This window comes from Thalassospira australica, assembly GCF_000763295.1.
GTDB lineage: Bacteria > Pseudomonadota > Alphaproteobacteria > Rhodospirillales > Thalassospiraceae > Thalassospira > Thalassospira australica.
Genome location: NZ_JRJE01000020.1, coordinates 204755 through 220773, shown reverse-complemented (window position 1 = coordinate 220773; position 16019 = coordinate 204755). Strand labels below are relative to the sequence as shown.

Here is a 16019-nt window from a genome sequence, read left to right as displayed (position 1 = left end):
GAGTTCGCTTGCGTTTCAGAAAAACTGCGAAATGACATGATGTGAACTTTCCATAAGATGGCGCACAATGCGCCACAATATGAAAATGGGGCGCGCCGACAGGGAAAGCAATCTGTGCGGTGGGCGGCCCATGCCATGAAATGCCGATCTCTCTGAAAAGGATCAGCTATTTCGTATAAAATATATTTTCATGCGGGCCGTGCAATCACACCCCGCGTAGATTGCCCCAGACATGCACATGCCATTGCGGCAGCACGCGCACATCAAACCATTTGCGTTTGGCGACCCTATCAACCAGCCAGCGATACCGTTCGGTCAGCCCGTCGATATCAACTCCGTTCGCCCCGTCCGGGTGCGGTTCGGCAGGCGTGGTGTTGACCGGTTGCAGGCAGACGGGAATGCCAATGTGAAGGTTCCTCACATAATCGGCGAACATCAGATCGGCTTCATCACAGACCGGGAATTTAAGTGTGATCGCCGGACCTTCAAGCATGCCATTGGCCTGTGCGGCATCAATGCACGCAGCAAGCGCATCTGCATCAAAATCGGTCGAGGCGCTTGGTGGTTTCGGGCTGATGGTCAGGAAGTTCAGATCCGCAAACCAGTCCTTTGCAATGCTGCCCTGGGTTTCAATCGCAAATGTGAACCCCTGATCCTTGCCCATGGCAATCAGGTCGCCCAATGGCTGGATCGCCGGATTGCCGCCCGATAGCGTGATCAGGATCGGCTTCCCGCCGGAAAGTGTTTTGACCTCTGCCAGAACGTCGGCGGCACTCATGGGTTTCCAGTCGGCACGGTACGCCGGATCAACCGCATAGAGCGTATCACACCAGGAACAGCGAAAATCACAGCCCCCGGTGCGGACAAACACGGTCGGCATGCCGATCAATGTGCCTTCACCCTGCACGGTCGGGCCAAAGATCTCCGAAATGCGGATTTTGTCGCGGGGATCCTTGCTGTGCGCCAGTTGCGGGTTGTGGTGCGTCATGGGCGATATTCCGCCCAGGTTTTCGGGGTTTCCGACACACGCACGGCCGAGACTTCGGGCCAGCGGTCATGGGCCCAGTCATAGAAAAACAGCGCAAGCTGTTCTGCTGTGGGGTGGTCATGACCCAGCACCTCATTAAGGTGGCGGTGATCAAATTCATCATCAATCAGGCGCTTGAGCGGGCCAAGTTCGCGGTAGTCGCGCACAAAACCGCGTTCATCAAGGGTGGCGCCTTTTAGTTCCACCTCAACGATATAGTTATGACCATGCAGCCGCGCGCACGGGTGATCATCGTCCAGCCCGGCCAACTGGTGGCTGGCGGAAAAGGCAAATTGCTTGGTGATGGTAAACATCTGTTGTCTTTCGAATTTGTCCATTTATACGGCCCCGTACATGCGGATTGGAGGTCCCGGCTTGCGCGCGGGTGACAGTGCCAAACCACACGGGTTCACCGTTTATCCGTCGTGCCCGCGCAGGCGGGCATCCATGGCGTCAAATGAAATTGTATGAGGATTATTTTACGGCGCTATTGGAGCTCGACAGGGGGGCCTAGTTTGCGCGCCATATGGTCGGCACGGGCCTGTTTCCAGTAATCGCGATCCTGATAGACGGTGCTGTCCTTGACGCGTGCAAGTTCAAGTGCCTCGCGCCGTTCAACACAGGTGCCGCAGCGCCCGCAATGGGTATCCCCTCCCTTATAGCACGACCATGTCAGGTTAATCGGCACACCCAGTCGGCCTGCCTCGGCGGCGATATCGGCCTTGGAGACCTTCACAAACGGGGTATAAAGCGATACGTCCTTGACCCCTTCAAGCGCGTGGTTCTGCATGGCCTGAAAGGCGTTGATGAAATCCGGACGGCAATCGGGATAGATGAAATGATCCCCACCATGTACGGCTGCGGCGACCGCATCGGCCCCGGCACTGGCCGCTGCCCCAAAGGCAACCGCCAGCATGATGGCATTGCGGTTGGGGACGACAGTGATGCGCATGGTTTCTTCGGCGTAATGGCCATCGGGTACGTCGATATCATCGCTGGTCAGCGACGACCCACCCAACAGGGCGCCAACCGGGGTCAGGTCAACAATGTGATGTTTGACCCCAAGATCGCGCGCCGTGCGGGCAGCGAAATCGAGTTCCTTTTTATGGCGCTGGCCATAATCAAATGAAATCAGGGAATGCAAGCTGTGCTCATGCGCGACCTTATAGGCCAGCGTGACGGAATCCAGCCCGCCAGAGCAGACGACAATCGTCTTCATGATGTTTAGTCTTTCGTGTTTTTAACCTGGTGCTACGACAGGGAAGCGATGATCGCTTCAAGGCGGGCATTTGCCACGCCATTGGCAAAAACGCAAGAAAAAATCCGCAAGCCTATTGTGCGAAGGCGGGCGGATTTCCTTGGTTTTGGCGTTGCGAGAAGGTTTTCAGAGTGCCGTGATCAGGTGCGTTTTGCGCTAAGCACATGAAAACAAATCGGAACCTGAAAATGGCCGTCCTCGATATAGGGCGAAAGTGTTTCAAACATTGCTGCATTAATCGCACCCATATCCATATCCGATGCATCGCGCAGGATATTGCCAAACAGCATATCCATCTGTGGCTTCCAGAAGGCTGCGGTTTCGGGGATACGTCCGGCCGGGTTGTGGCTGGTGGCCTCAATACCGGTAAAACCGGCATCTTCAAGCCTGTTCATGGATTGATCGACATTGCCAAACGAAAACGGATCAAGCCCGGCCTGATCGAACCCGATGCCAAGAATATTGCCCAGAATTGCATCCATGGCAGCAAACAGCGGATTATCCACCAAGGGCGCCCACACCATAAATACCGCCCGCCCACCGGGGCGTAAAACCCGATGGGCTTCACGCAGCGCCAGATCGGGATCATCACAAAACATCACACCAAACCGGCACGACACAATATCAAAGGATTGATCGGAAAAGGGCAGCTTTTCCATATTGGCCGGAAGGGCGGTGATGTTGGCTATTTCTTCCTCGGCGGCGCGTTCGGCCAAACCATCGCACATGTCCGGTACGATATCGGTTGCTGTCACATGGCCTGAAATTCCGGCGATGTTAGCGCTACTATGGCTGCTACCACCCAGTGCGCGGGCAAAGGAAAAGGCCGGTTCTCCGACCCCGGATGCCAGATCAAGAACGTCAAGCGGTGCGCCATTGCGGGATGCAGCCAGACCTTCAAGGTCAGTGGCCTCAAGCATATGACGGTTGATTTTTTCGGCTGCGGGGGCAAGGCGATCCGCCCAATTGATCCAGTCTGAGGAAAGGTGGTGCCAGGTGGTTGAGGGTGGGGTGGTCATATTTAACGTGCTTCCCTGTTCTAGCCTATTCTAGCCTATTCTAGCCTGTTCTTCTTTGTGCTGTTGTCCTGACCATAGAGGTAAATGCGCTGCTGTTTAAGGGAAGTTTTAAGGGGGCGGGGCGCAAGGCAAAAGCCCCATGCTTAGGCACGGGGCTTTTTGCAGGATCGCAAATGAAAACGCGTTAGCGTTCGAAATACCGCAACAAATCTTGTGAGCGTTGGTTGGCTTGGGCGAGCATCGCCACACCGGATTCCATCAGAAGCTGATGGGACATGAAGTTTGTCATTTCGGCGGCGACATCAAGATCAAGCAGTTTGGAGCGCGCCTCTTTCACATTTTCCTCGGATGCGGAAAGGGAGTTGGTGGCAAAGTCCAAACGGTTCTGATAGGTGCCGACATTGGATCGTGCGCGTTGCAAATCATCAATGGCACGTGCAACCGCCTTGAGAGCGGTTTTAGCATTCCCCGGTGATGAAATGGCATTTCCGCCAAGATCAGCAAGGCTTTCTTCCGCCCCGTTGCTACCTGTTCCCAGGGCGTGCGGGTCCACCCGATCAAGTGAAATCGCAAGGCGATCACTCATGGCATTATTGGGGCCGATCTGAAAAGAAATCTTGTCTGAAAGTTTTTCCCCCTGATCTGCCAGAACAGAAACAAGCGGCGTGCTGCCAAATATTTGGTTGGCCGTGTTGCCATCTGCGCCAGCGCCATCTGATCCTTGTGCAAGGGCGTTGGCAATGGTTGTAGCGATATTCGCATTCAATCTGACCTTAACGCCAACATCGGCAAAGCTCAGGGTTGTGCTTTCGCCCGTCGCAAGTTCCTTGGCACCACCGGTGATATAGTCGGTTACATCAATGCTTTGGCTTGAATCTGATGCCGCCCCGTCAATCTCGGCGGTGCTGACCATCATTATCCTGTTGCCAACTTTCGCAAGATCGATGGAAAGACGGTTGTCACCAAGGCCGTTGTCGTTGCCATCGGTCGCCCAATAACTGTTATCGGTTATTTCGATGTTGCTGAAACCGTTGCCAATCGCCAAAGCATCGGCAGAACCACCCGCCTTCAGATCTGATTTATCAAAAGATACGGAAACGTTATCCCCCAATAGCTGGACGCCATTGAAATTGGTTGAAGCGGTGATCTGGGTGATTTGATCGCGAAGCTGGGTAAACTCTTCATTGAGCAAGCCATATTGCGACGGTGCAAGATTTTCCGACGTTGCTTTCAATGCCAGCGTATTCATACGCACCAGAATTGAATCAATTGTTTCCAGCGCCCCATCGGCAATTTGTAACATCGAATTGGCTTGTCCGACATTGGTACCGGCTGTTTTAAGGCTTTCGAGTGTCGCGTTAAGGCGTGTGCCGATTGAATAGGATGTGGCATCGTCGCGCGCTGACAAGACCCGTGCGCCAGCCGAAAGCTTTTCAAGCGATCTTGTCGCTGCCGCCTGAGAGGCGGCCAGATTTCGTTGGGCCATATTGGCCGCATGGTTGGAAATGATGTTTATCGCCATATCACAGTCCTGCCTGAACATAGAAAGCGGTAATTTATGCAAAGCTCTACATGAGCTTTTGTTCAGGGGACTCTACTTTAGGTTTTGATTATTTGCAACGTCTAATATTAGGTATAGTTTATATTTAAGCAATTGAAAATAAATGAAATATTTTGTCCTAACCTTAAGTGTAGGCAGGCAAAATGTTGGTTTCGAGTGTTGAGATAGAGGGGGGATGACCGGAGAATTGATGCAATGTGCCCCAAATATCAGCAACAGGGCTGGTTGGCTTGGCCGTGAGTATTGGCTTGGGAAATCACATCAGTCTTTTAACAAGGCCGTCAAGGCGGCGGTTAAAATCTTCATATCCACCGGCTTCTTGAGGTGAAAGTTAAAACCGGCATTATTGATTGCATCCAGTGAGCTGGAATCTTCGGCAAGGCTCAGTGCGATGGCAGGAACGGTCGTGTTTTCTGTGCGGATATCGCGCATGACGTCGGCGCCGGTTTTCTCGCCTTCGAGATAGTAATCCGAAATGATCAGATCAAAAGCTGTGGTCTTCCATGCCTTGAGCGCATCGTCATAATTGGTCGCGGACGAGACGTCATACCCTTCTTTGTGAAGGATTGCTGTTAACAGAGCCTGACTGACAAGTTCGTCCTCAATAAGCAATATATTGCGTTTTTCCGACATGCTGTTTGCCCGCTCCAAGTATGTGCAATCAGATTAGGAAACGACATATAACATGATACGTTTCGGTCTTGGATGTTTGTCTCAGGGGGTGTAGCTGACGACTGTGTTGCGTCCCTTGGTTTTCGCCTTATACAGGGCTTGATCGGCCTTTTCGATCAGGGAGTCATACTGATCGTCTTCTGGCATAACGCATGCGACACCGGCACTTAGTGTTATGCGTTCAAAGGGGCTTTTGGGATGGGGAAGATTTTCCGAGTAAATTTTCCCGACAAGTGTTTCGGCCATTGATTGCGCCCACGACAGCGGTGCGCCGGGCAAGAGCATGACAAATTCTTCGCCGCCATAACGTGCAACAAGATCATTGCCCCGGCTAATCGCCGATGCAAGTAACTGTGCAACGGCACGCAGACGGTCGTCACCGATCTGATGGCCAAGCGTATCATTTAGCTTTTTGAAATGATCGATATCAAAAAACACTAATGAAAGCATGGTTTGCTGACGGCGGGCGGTTGCCCATTCCCGTTTTAAGACGGCTTCAAATTCGCCACGGTTGGCCACGCCCGTAAGACCATCGATACGCGAGAGCAGCTTGAGCTGATCGGTACGTTGTTTCAGCGTAAGATGCGTTCTGACCCGTGCCTGAACCACAGGGACGCTAACAGGTTTGCGAATGAAGTCGACGGCACCATAGCTTAACGCCCGTGTTTCTGCGTCAATTTCCGTCCGCCCGGTGACAAAGATGACTTGCACACCGTCATTTTCAAGCTGGGAACTGATCTTTTTGCAGATATCATACCCACTTTGATCGGGCAGGGTCGCGTCAAGCAGGATGACGTCAAAATCATGACGTTTGATCATCTCCAACGCTTCGCTGCCCGAGGTTGCAAACATCAGGGTGGCGTAGTTGCCAAGCGCTGATGCCAGGACGCGGATCACGATTGGATCATCGTCAACAATAAGGATGCGACCTGCCTGAGGTGTGTTCATGTCTTCGGGTTATTCCGCTTTTTCAGGCAATATTTTCAATCCATTTGCAAAATCGAGTTTTTCGATATGTGATTTTGCCAATTCAAATTGATCTGTGCCGACTATGGAAATAAGGGCATCGGCATGGTCATCAATCATGCGCAATGCTGCAAGGTTGTTGGTTTCAAGCGCGGCCCGAAGTTCTTCAAGTGCGTTGCTTGACGGGGCCGCGCTTGACGGGCCTGCGTTTTCTTTGGTTGTTGCCGCGTTGATATCTTCGCCGCCCAGTTCCAGCAGAACTGATCGAATTTCGGTCTTTAGTTCGGCCATCAGGCTGTCGATATTATCCGGATCATTGAGTTGTGCCTGTTTTTCGAGTTCGCTACACACAGACTGCAGGGCGTTCGCGCCAATTGATGCGCTTGCGCCTTTCAGGCTATGGGCACGTTTTCCGAGTTCTTCGATATTCTGATTTTCCACGTCCGCTGCAAAGTCATCATAAACATTTTGATACAATGCGATGAAATGCGCACTCAGCGTTTGGAAAAGCTCTTCATTTCCGCCAAGCATTTCGAGTGCCTGTTTCCGGTCAATCACAAGCCCGCGGCTTGATGCGGGTGCATTGGTTGCCGGGCCGGGCTTCATTGTCGCATCGTCTTTTGCGGTTTGGGTGTTTTCAATGGTTGCCGTGGGTTTGAACGGCTGCTGGTCGCTTGCCCCAGAATTGCGGGCTTGGGTCTTTCTATCGTGTTCCGGAACCTTGGAAAGGATCAGGCGGACCATATCTGCGGGGCGGAATGGTTTGCTGATGAAACCATCCATGCCTGCGGCAAAGCATTTCTCGCGGTCACTATCAAACACGCCTGCCGTCAGGGCAATGATCGGGATGTCAGTGTTGCCCAATGTGTTACGGATTTCCGATGTCGCGGTCAGGCCGTCCATTACCGGCATTTGAAGATCCATGAGGATGACGTCGAAACTGTTGCTGTCATCTTCGACCTTGTTCACCGCGACTTGGCCATTCTCGGCAAGCGTGACAGACGCACCTTCCATTTCCAGGATATGGATTGCGACATCCTGGTTAATATAGTTGTCTTCAACCAAAAGAATATGGATCCCGGTCAATTGGCAGGGTTCACCATCCGGCTTTACGTTTTCCGGTACAAGTTCGTGACCTTTGTTTGTTGACGAAGCTGGGGTTTTTGCCGAAATCACGGCATTAAACAGGGATGATTCCGTTACCGGCTTAAGAACAATGCCATCGACATTTTCAATCGAGGAATGACGCAGCAACTGGTCTTTGTCGGCGGCGGTGACCATGACGACAATCGGCATTTCATCGGCTGGAAGCCTGTTTCGGATCTTCTCGCTGGTGGCGACGCCATCAAGACCGGGCATTCTCCAGTCCATCAGGATAAGGTCGAAAGCTTTGCCTTCTGCAGAGTTCTGTTCGACGATGTCGAGAGCTTCTTCACCGGATTTGGCAATTAGGGTCGTCCAGCCCAAATTCTGGGCGGTTTTGTCAATAACCTCGCGGGCCAGTGTGTTGTCGTCTACGACCAGAACACGCATTTCGCTGCGGGACGTGGTTGCCGCGGTCTGCCCTTTTTGCGGCAATTCAAACGGCAGGGTAAAGGTAAAGGTCGTACCTTCGCCAACGGTACTTGTGACGGAAATATCCCCTTCCATGATGTCGATCAGGCGTTTGCAGATCGACAGGCCAAGTCCGGTGCCGCCGAATTTTCGGGTCGTGGATGTATCGGCCTGGAGGAACGGTTTGAACAGGTTGTCGACCTGCGTAGCTGACATGCCAATGCCGCTGTCACGGGTCTGGAATTCCAGTTCAACCTTATTGTCGTTTTTGCGGGTCATATCGACCGCAACAAGTACCTCGCCGCGTTCGGTGAACTTGATGGCATTCCCGGCAATGTTTATCAGAATCTGCTGCAGACGGAAGGGATCACCAATCAGATGTTTCGGGACACTTTCGCCAACTGAAATCAGAACTTCGATATCCTTTCCGGTCGAATTTACCGACAGGATGGTCGAGAGCGAGTCCATGATTTCATGGGTCGAGAAAATGGTTTTCTCGATATTGACCTTACCGGCCTCGATTTTCGAGTAGGTCAGGATATCATCAATGATGCCCAGCAAAAATTTCCCGGAATCAGAAATCTTGCGGACATATTCCTTTTGCTCCGTCGTAAGCTTGGTATAGCCCAGTAGATGCAGCAGGCCGATGATCGCATTCATTGGTGTTCTGATTTCATGGCTCATATTCGCCAGAAAATCGGTTTTCACCTTGGCCAGTTCATTGACCTTGATGGATTCTTTTTTGATCTTGTCGTTTAAGAGCGAAAGCTGTCGAATGTGTTTTCGCTGGATTGAATCGTAGCGATAGAAAATCAAACAGCAGATCGAGGCCAAAACAAAAAGCCCGATTGATGCGACAAGTGCCGCAGCTTCGAAAAGTTTCCATCCCTGCAAGGCCACATTTTCCGGACGTGTCAGAATAATCCCGAGTGTTTCGTTCGCGATTGTTCTGGCAGACGCAATGACGGTGCCTTGATGTTCTGTGTCGATTCTGGTTGTTACCGTTTCATCCGTATCCAATGCCTGACCGAGTACGGCCGAATAGGAGCTGTTGTTGCCGATGTCGTCGGCACTAAACGGAATTTCGCCAACCGTTTGGTTGCGTGAATTAACCAGTATCAGTCGATCATCTGGCAACATGATCCGTCCAAACGGCTCCATCACCGCTGATGGTGTAATAACCGCAGCAATTACACCGGTCAAAGTACCATCGGCGTCATGCATCGGGACGGAAAACAGAATTTGCCATTGATTGTCGATACTATTGAGAACAGGACCGCCGAAATACCAGGGCCGGTCGCCCCCGCTGAGGAAATAGGCGACATTTGGAATGTCTTTAACGTTGATGTCTGGTGGGGTTGGTCCCCGCGACGAAACTACCAATTGACCGGTGCTGTCAGCAACGGCCATGACCCGTGCCATTTCAAGGCTTTCAGTGGCCTGCTTTAAAAGGATATGTCCTTCGCGAGCCGAATAGTCCCCTTTGCCAAGTTTTTCCGCCAGTCCTTGCAGAACTGTGATGGACAATACAATGCGTTGCTCAAGCTGATCAGCATAGCCAAGCAGGGTTGCATTGACTTGGGTGGAGGCTTGTTGCGATGCCGTTCCGTTTAATTCTGTTCGGACGTAAACGTTAAACGCCGTCAGGATCGCCGCGACCGATACCAGTATAATCAGGATTAGCTTTAGTCTACGCATGTTGCGGGGGCTCGCTTTGACGTATTTTATGGTGTGTGGTGACGGCGAAACGCAAACCTGCGTCACATAGTTAGCAGGGCATCATATACAAAAGGATAGGTATCGCAAGGGGGGAAATAGAATTTTCACTTCAACTCGGTGGCTGTCTTTGTTCCTTCGCAGTCGCAATGCTAACACAAGAGATTCGTGAATGGCACGAGATAAGTGGGTGGCTATCCTGATGCGGGATGGTTGATTGGCTAATTTTTCAGTTAAAAAAAACCGGCAGCCAAAGCTGCCGGTTTGTAAGCTGATTTATGCTTCAGAATATCTGTGGTGTTAGCCGTTCGTGCCATAACGTGGTGCATTACGCTGGGCATTGCTGCCAGCTTCGGCATAAGCCTGACTTGCCTGTGCGGTCTGGGTGACCTGCGATTGCAGGACCTGCTCATCGCGTTCCGGCGTTGTGGCTTCTTCTGATGCGCTGCTGTTAAACAGCTCGGTCAGGCGCTGCTCGATGCTTTGAAGGCCTTCATTGAGGCGTTCTTCAGTCTCGTTGATGTTGCCGCTGATTTCGTCATTGAGCGCATCAAGACCTTCGAGGATTTCACGCGCATCTTCAAGACCGGCCTGAATGCCTTCGCTTGCCTGATCAAAGATTTCACGGGCTTCGGCCTCGGAACTGGCGTTGGTGGCGATCAGATCGCCAACGCGGGCCAGAATGCGGTCGGCAACGGCTTCGGGCGTGTATTCGCCCGGATCAACGTTTTCAACAGAAATGCCGGTCGATTGCAGGCTTTCGTTGATTGCGGCAACGATGCTGTCGGCTGAAAGGCGGTTGGCAGACTCCGAAGACAGGGAAACCGACGTCGCAGCCGCAAAGGCGGACGTGCCGTTGTTTCCGGTTTTTTCAGAATCGCTTTGCCCCGGTAAATAGGATTGCGCCGAGCGCACGGATCCCCCGGACTGGGCGCCGGATTGCTGGGACGTAAGGCCACCAATGGTGATATCCATAGTCGTCCTCCCTGGACGAGAGCTTTTGAGAGCTGTATCTGTTTCAAATCATCAAAACAGATACTTTCGCCAAGCAAAGTTGCACAAGGATATCGTGCGCAATCAGATACTTGGTAAATTACTATGCTGAATATGGCATGTCCTGGGTGAAAAATCCAGTGTTGTCGTACAATTCAGGGGTGATTGTTGTGCGGTCGGGCTGTGCATTTTTTGCATGATGGCTTTGGAAAATTGACGGAATTGCTGCTGAAAACCCGCGATCTGATGTTGCACGCAGATCAAAGCGCGCTTATGAACACTGCTTAGGATTATTGTGACAGGCAATCTGATCTGGCAGGCGCGCCGCCATGGCATGCGCCCGATGCCAACAGACAAAGGCCCGACAGGCAGGAGTTGATTGAGCGTGGCGAACTATCAGGAAAGTGCGCGGGAATTTGAAAAGCGCTGGCAGGCTTATTGGCGGGAAAACGATACCTATCGTACCCCCAACCCCGGCGATGCGGATTTCGACGCAAGTAAAAAGAAAAGCGTCATTCTGGACATGTTCCCCTATCCAAGCGGGGTGGGCCTGCATATCGGGCACCCGCTGGGCTATATCGCGACGGATGTAAAGGCGCGGTTCGAGCGCATGCGTGGCCACAATGTTTTGCATTCCATGGGCTTTGATGCCTTTGGTCTGCCGGCCGAACAGTTCGCCATCCAGACCGGTCAGCATCCGCGCATCACGACCGAAGCCAATATCGAAAATATGCTGCGTCAGCTTCAGGTCATTGGCCTTGGCCATGATCCGCATCGCCGTTTCGCCACGACCGATGTGGATTATTACAAATGGACGCAATGGATTTTCCTGCAGCTGTTTAACAGCTTCTATGATCCGACCGTGGAATGGAAAGGCCCGCAAGATCAGACCATCACCGGCCGTGCGCGCCCGATTGCCGAGCTGCGCCCGCTTTTGGAAAGTGGTGAGTGGCTTTTGGATGAAGATGGCGTGCCGCAGCCGAAATCCGTGATTGGCGAGGGCACCAAGGCCGAAGGCAAGGAAATTGATCGCGCGATTGATCGCGGGCGTCTGGCCTATGTCGATGAAGTGCCGGTTAACTGGTGCCCGATGCTGGGGACGGTTCTGTCGAACGAGGAAGTCACCAACGAAGGCAAGTCCGAACGTGGTGATTATCCGGTGTATAAACGTCCGCTCAAACAGTGGATGTTGCGCATTACCGATTATGCCGATCGTCTGGTCACCGACCTTGAAGGGCTTGATTGGCCGAATGGCGTCGTCGAGATGCAGAAGGGCTGGATTGGCCGTTCTGTGGGTGCGCGGGTGAATTTCCCGGTTAAAACAGTGGACGGTACGGACGAAAAAATCGCGGTTTACACCACCCGCCCGGATACGATCTTTGGCGCGACCTATATGGTGCTGGCGCCGGAACATCCGCTGGTGGACAAGCTGCTTGCGGATGATAAGAAGGACGCGGTTGCGGCCTATCGTGCGGAGGCGTCCGAGCTTAAGGCCGTATCGGCCAAGGATGATGCCGAACGCGAAAAGACCGGGGTGTTTATTGGCGCGCATGCGACCAACCCGGTCACGGGTGAAGAAATCCCGGTCTGGATTGCGGACTATGTCCTGATGGGCTATGGCACCGGTGCGATCATGGCAGTACCCGCCGGCGACCAGCGCGACTTTGAATTTGCTCATAAATTCGGTCTGCCGATCAAGGCAACCACCAAGCCGTCAGACGCTTGGCTTAAGGACAACGCCCCGGCAGATTTGGCTGATGGCGATGCGGCAACGCTTCTTGCGCGTTATGAGGCGGAGCCGGGCGCGTTCAAGCTGGCCCAGGTTGAGGTTGGCGAGACGATCAATTCCGCCAATGACGAAGTCTCGCTGAACGGGCTTTCGACCCCGGATGCCAAGGCCAAGATCATCGAATGGATGGAAGCCAAGGGCATTGGACGCGGGCGCGTGCAGTATAAACTGCGTGACTGGCTGTTTTCGCGTCAGCGTTATTGGGGGGAGCCGTTCCCGGTTCTGTTCGACGTTGAGACCGATCAGGTGCACGGCATTGCCGAGGCCGCCCTTCCGGTCGTTCTGCCGGAAATGACCGATTTCAAACCGAAATCCAACGAAGACCCGAATTCCGAGCCGGAGCCGCCGCTCGCACGTGCCAAGGACTGGATGGAAGTGACGGGGATTGTCCTTGGTGATGGTTCGGTTCTGCCGGTGGAGGCCGAAGTCGGATCAAAATACGCCCATGATGGCGGCGAGTATGACGTGCGCGCGTTCAAACGTGATGCCAACTCCATGCCGAACTGGGCGGGGTCCTGCTGGTATTATCTGCGTTATTTCGATGCCAAAAATGATGCCAAGTTCGCATCAGACGATGCGGCGGCCTATTGGGCAAACAGCACCGATAAGGACGGCAAGGCACAGCCGGGGGCTGTTGACCTTTATGTTGGCGGTGCGGAGCACGCGGTGCTGCATCTTCTCTATTCGCGGTTCTGGCACAAGGTCCTGTTTGACCTTGGCTATGTCAGCACGCCCGAGCCGTTCCAGAAGCTGTTTAACCAGGGCATGATCACGGCTGATGCCTATACCGACGCGCGCGGTGTTTATGTCGACATCCATGATGTTGAAATGCGCGATGTCGATGGCAAGAAAGTACCGTTCAACGCCAAAACGGATGAACAGCTGATTACTGTTCCGGGCAAGATGGGCAAACGTTATAAAAACGGTATCCCGCCCGAGGAAATCTGCGATCAATACACCATCGACACGTTCCGCACCTATGAAATGTATATGGGGCCGCTTGATAGCTCCAAACCGTGGCAGTCCGATGCGATTGTCGGCATGATGCGGTTCCTGTCCAACGTCTGGAAAGTCACGACCCAGATGGAACGCACCGACGTGGTGGACGGCAAGATTGAAACGCTTCTGCACAAGACAATTGCCAAGGTGACCGGCGATATTGCTGATTTGCGGCTTAATACGGCGATTGCAGCCCTGATTGAGTTGACCAATGCGCTGACCAAACAAAATGCCGTGCATGATGAACATGCCAAGGCCTTGGCGCTCATGGTCGCACCGTTTGCACCGCATCTGGGTGAGGAGCTTATGAGCCGGATGGCGGCGGACGAATTCGGTGCCAAGAAATCGGTGATCAAGTTTGACTGGCCGGAATTCGATGCCGAAAAGGCCAAGGATGACGAATTTGAAGTTCCGGTTCAGGTCAATGGCAAAAAGCGTGGCACCGTGATGGTGGCAGCCGATGCTGATCAGGCAACGGTCGAAGCACTTGCCAAGGCAGACGAGAACGTTGCCCGTCACCTTGAAGGCATGCAGATCGTCAAGGTGATCTATGTCGCCAAGCCGACCCCGAAACTGGTTAATATCGTCGTGAAGGGCTAAGCCCGGCCGGGTACTGATATAAGAGACAGGCCATTGCCGTTATGCGGTGCCCTGTTTCTTTGTGATCTCGTTTGTTGACGGTTTTTGGCAGGCTGGATAGAAGTCAGAAACGTGTATCTTTGGTAGGATTGAGTAATGAGCCACGGACGCAAGATTTCCGTAATCGGGTTGGGTTATGTTGGATTGCCGGTTGCCGTGGCATTCGGGACAGCCACTGGGCGCACTGTTGCCTTTGACATCAACACCGCACGGATTGCCCAGCTTAAAGACGGGCATGATGCCACCGGTGAGGTTGATGATCATGAACTGGCCGCAGCAGATCTTTTGCTGAGCGATGATCCCAAGGATTTGGCCGAGGCTGATTTCCACATCGTCACGGTGCCAACCCCGATTGACAGCTCCAACCGTCCGGATCTTTCCCCGCTGCGTTCGGCATCGAAAACCGTTGGTGCCATCCTTAAAAAAGGCGACATCGTTGTTTACGAAAGCACGGTTTACCCCGGCGCGACCGAAGAAGAATGTGTGCCGATCCTTGAAAAGCTTTCAGGCCTGAAGGCCGGACGTGATTTCACGGTCGGATATTCGCCCGAACGCATCAATCCGGGCGATCGCGAACATCGCTTTACGACAATCACCAAGGTGGTGTCGGGGCAGGACGCAGCGACCCTTGATATCGTTGCCGATGTCTATGGAAGTGTTGTTACCGCAGGCGTTCACAAAGCGCCGACCATCAAGGCCGCCGAGGCAGCGAAAGTGATTGAAAATACCCAGCGTGATTTGAATATTGCGCTGATGAACGAGCTGTCGCTGATCTTTGACCGTGCGGGTATCGATACCCGTGATGTGCTTGAAGCTGCCGGGACGAAGTGGAACTTCCTGAAATTCACGCCGGGGCTTGTCGGCGGACACTGCATTGGTGTTGATCCCTATTACCTGACGCATAAATCCGAAGAGCTTGGCTATTACCCGCAGGTGGTTCTGGCTGGGCGTCGCGTGAATGATGGCATGGGTGATGTGGTTGCCAACAAGGTTATTCGCGCACTGCTGCGTGAAGGGGCAACCAAAAAACCGACCGTCACCGTGCTTGGTCTGACATTCAAGGAAGATGTGCCCGATATCCGCAATACACGCGTGATTGACATTATCCGCTCGCTCGAAGATGCCGGAATCACGGTGCAGGTGCATGATGCCCATGCCGATGCCACGGAAGTCTCCCACGAATTCGCAGGCTTGAAACTGAGCGGGGATGATGACCTGAAACCAGCCGACGCGTTGGTTTTGGCAGTATCGCACAAGGAATATGTCGCCAAGGGCTGGCCGCTGGTAAGCAGTCTTCTTAAGGACGGCAAGGGCTTTGTTGCCGATGTGCGTGCAGTGTTACCGCGTGACAGTGTTCCGGCGGGTATTGATCTCTGGCGGCTCTAGGCCACTGACCTTACGCGAAGCCTTTATTCGTCCTGATACAAATTAAGCGCGCGCTGCAGCTTTTTCGTCAAACCCTTGGCGACGATGCGGTGCGCGCTTTTGATATGGTCCATCAGGTCATCATCGCTTAGGCCCGGCTTGTCATAATGCTGGATCCACTTCATACCGCGTGATGCCAGATAGGGTGCCGGGCGCAGACCCGGTTGATCTTTCAGAACTTCATAGCCGATTTCCGATGTCTTGAAGGTAATGCCAAGTGTTTCGTTCTTGGTCCAGCCGCCAATGGCAAAAACCTTACCACCCACTTTCCAGACATCAGCACCACCCCATTGCACCACATGGGTGGTGTGGGGCAGGGACTTGCAGAAGGCATTGAATGCGTCGCGGTCCATTGGCGTCGTCCTGTTTGCGATGGCAAGCAAAAGCTATTTTGCGTGTGA

12 protein-coding genes are annotated in these 16019 nt (G+C 53.1%); 2 read left to right on the top strand and 10 right to left on the bottom strand.

Annotated features, from left to right (window positions below; genetic code table 11):
- Positions 1 to 205: 205 nt before the first annotated feature.
- From queE to JF44_RS0110105, 9 genes are all read right to left on the bottom strand, one after another.
- Complete coding sequence (gene queE / locus JF44_RS0110145) at positions 206 to 988, bottom strand: 7-carboxy-7-deazaguanine synthase QueE (RefSeq protein ID WP_052065712.1); 783 nt, start codon at positions 986 to 988, stop codon at positions 206 to 208.
- Entirely contained in the window at positions 985 to 1365 is a 381-nt protein-coding gene (gene queD, locus JF44_RS0110140) for a 6-carboxytetrahydropterin synthase QueD (protein ID WP_238318423.1), read from the bottom strand. The genes queE and queD overlap by 4 nt, the downstream gene beginning before the upstream one ends.
- A gap of 149 nt (positions 1366 to 1514) precedes the next feature.
- Positions 1515 to 2246: a 7-cyano-7-deazaguanine synthase QueC gene (gene queC / locus JF44_RS0110135; protein ID WP_033068835.1), complete on the bottom strand. Its 732-nt coding sequence runs from the start codon at positions 2244 to 2246 to the stop codon at positions 1515 to 1517.
- Between the two features lie 179 nt (positions 2247 to 2425).
- Positions 2426 to 3304, bottom strand: coding sequence for a class I SAM-dependent methyltransferase (locus JF44_RS0110130; protein ID WP_033068834.1), 879 nt, complete (start codon positions 3302 to 3304; stop codon positions 2426 to 2428).
- Positions 3305 to 3488: 184 nt separating this feature from the next.
- Complete coding sequence (locus tag JF44_RS0110125) at positions 3489 to 4826, bottom strand: flagellin N-terminal helical domain-containing protein (protein ID WP_033068833.1); 1338 nt, start codon at positions 4824 to 4826, stop codon at positions 3489 to 3491.
- 300 nt (positions 4827 to 5126) lie between these two features.
- Entirely contained in the window at positions 5127 to 5498 is a 372-nt protein-coding gene (locus JF44_RS19950; RefSeq protein WP_052065710.1) for a response regulator, read from the bottom strand.
- Between the two features lie 81 nt (positions 5499 to 5579).
- Positions 5580 to 6485 (bottom strand): GGDEF domain-containing response regulator, encoded by a 906-nt coding sequence (locus JF44_RS0110115; protein WP_033068832.1) that lies wholly within the window; start codon positions 6483 to 6485, stop codon positions 5580 to 5582.
- A 9-nt stretch (positions 6486 to 6494) separates the two neighbouring features.
- Positions 6495 to 9755 carry a response regulator gene (locus JF44_RS19945; protein WP_052065708.1) on the bottom strand — a complete coding sequence of 1087 codons (3261 nt, stop codon included), beginning with the start codon at positions 9753 to 9755 and terminating at the stop codon, positions 6495 to 6497.
- 318 nt (positions 9756 to 10073) lie between these two features.
- The gene (locus JF44_RS0110105; RefSeq protein ID WP_033068831.1) at positions 10074 to 10748 is read right to left on the bottom strand and encodes a DUF5610 domain-containing protein; all 675 of its coding nucleotides are present in this window, start codon (positions 10746 to 10748) and stop codon (positions 10074 to 10076) included.
- Positions 10749 to 11151: 403 nt separating this feature from the next.
- On the opposite strand from JF44_RS0110105, the gene JF44_RS0110100 reads away from it, so the two are divergent.
- Positions 11152 to 14154, top strand: coding sequence for a leucine--tRNA ligase (locus JF44_RS0110100; protein WP_033068830.1), 3003 nt, complete (start codon positions 11152 to 11154; stop codon positions 14152 to 14154).
- Between the two features lie 135 nt (positions 14155 to 14289).
- A complete protein-coding gene (locus tag JF44_RS0110095) occupies positions 14290 to 15579 on the top strand; it encodes a nucleotide sugar dehydrogenase (protein WP_033068829.1) in 1290 nt (429 codons plus the stop codon).
- Positions 15580 to 15602: 23 nt separating this feature from the next.
- Here JF44_RS0110095 and JF44_RS0110090 read toward each other — a convergent pair whose 3' ends face one another.
- Positions 15603 to 15971 (bottom strand): MmcQ/YjbR family DNA-binding protein, encoded by a 369-nt coding sequence (locus tag JF44_RS0110090; RefSeq protein WP_033068828.1) that lies wholly within the window; start codon positions 15969 to 15971, stop codon positions 15603 to 15605.
- Positions 15972 to 16019: the final 48 nt, after the last annotated feature.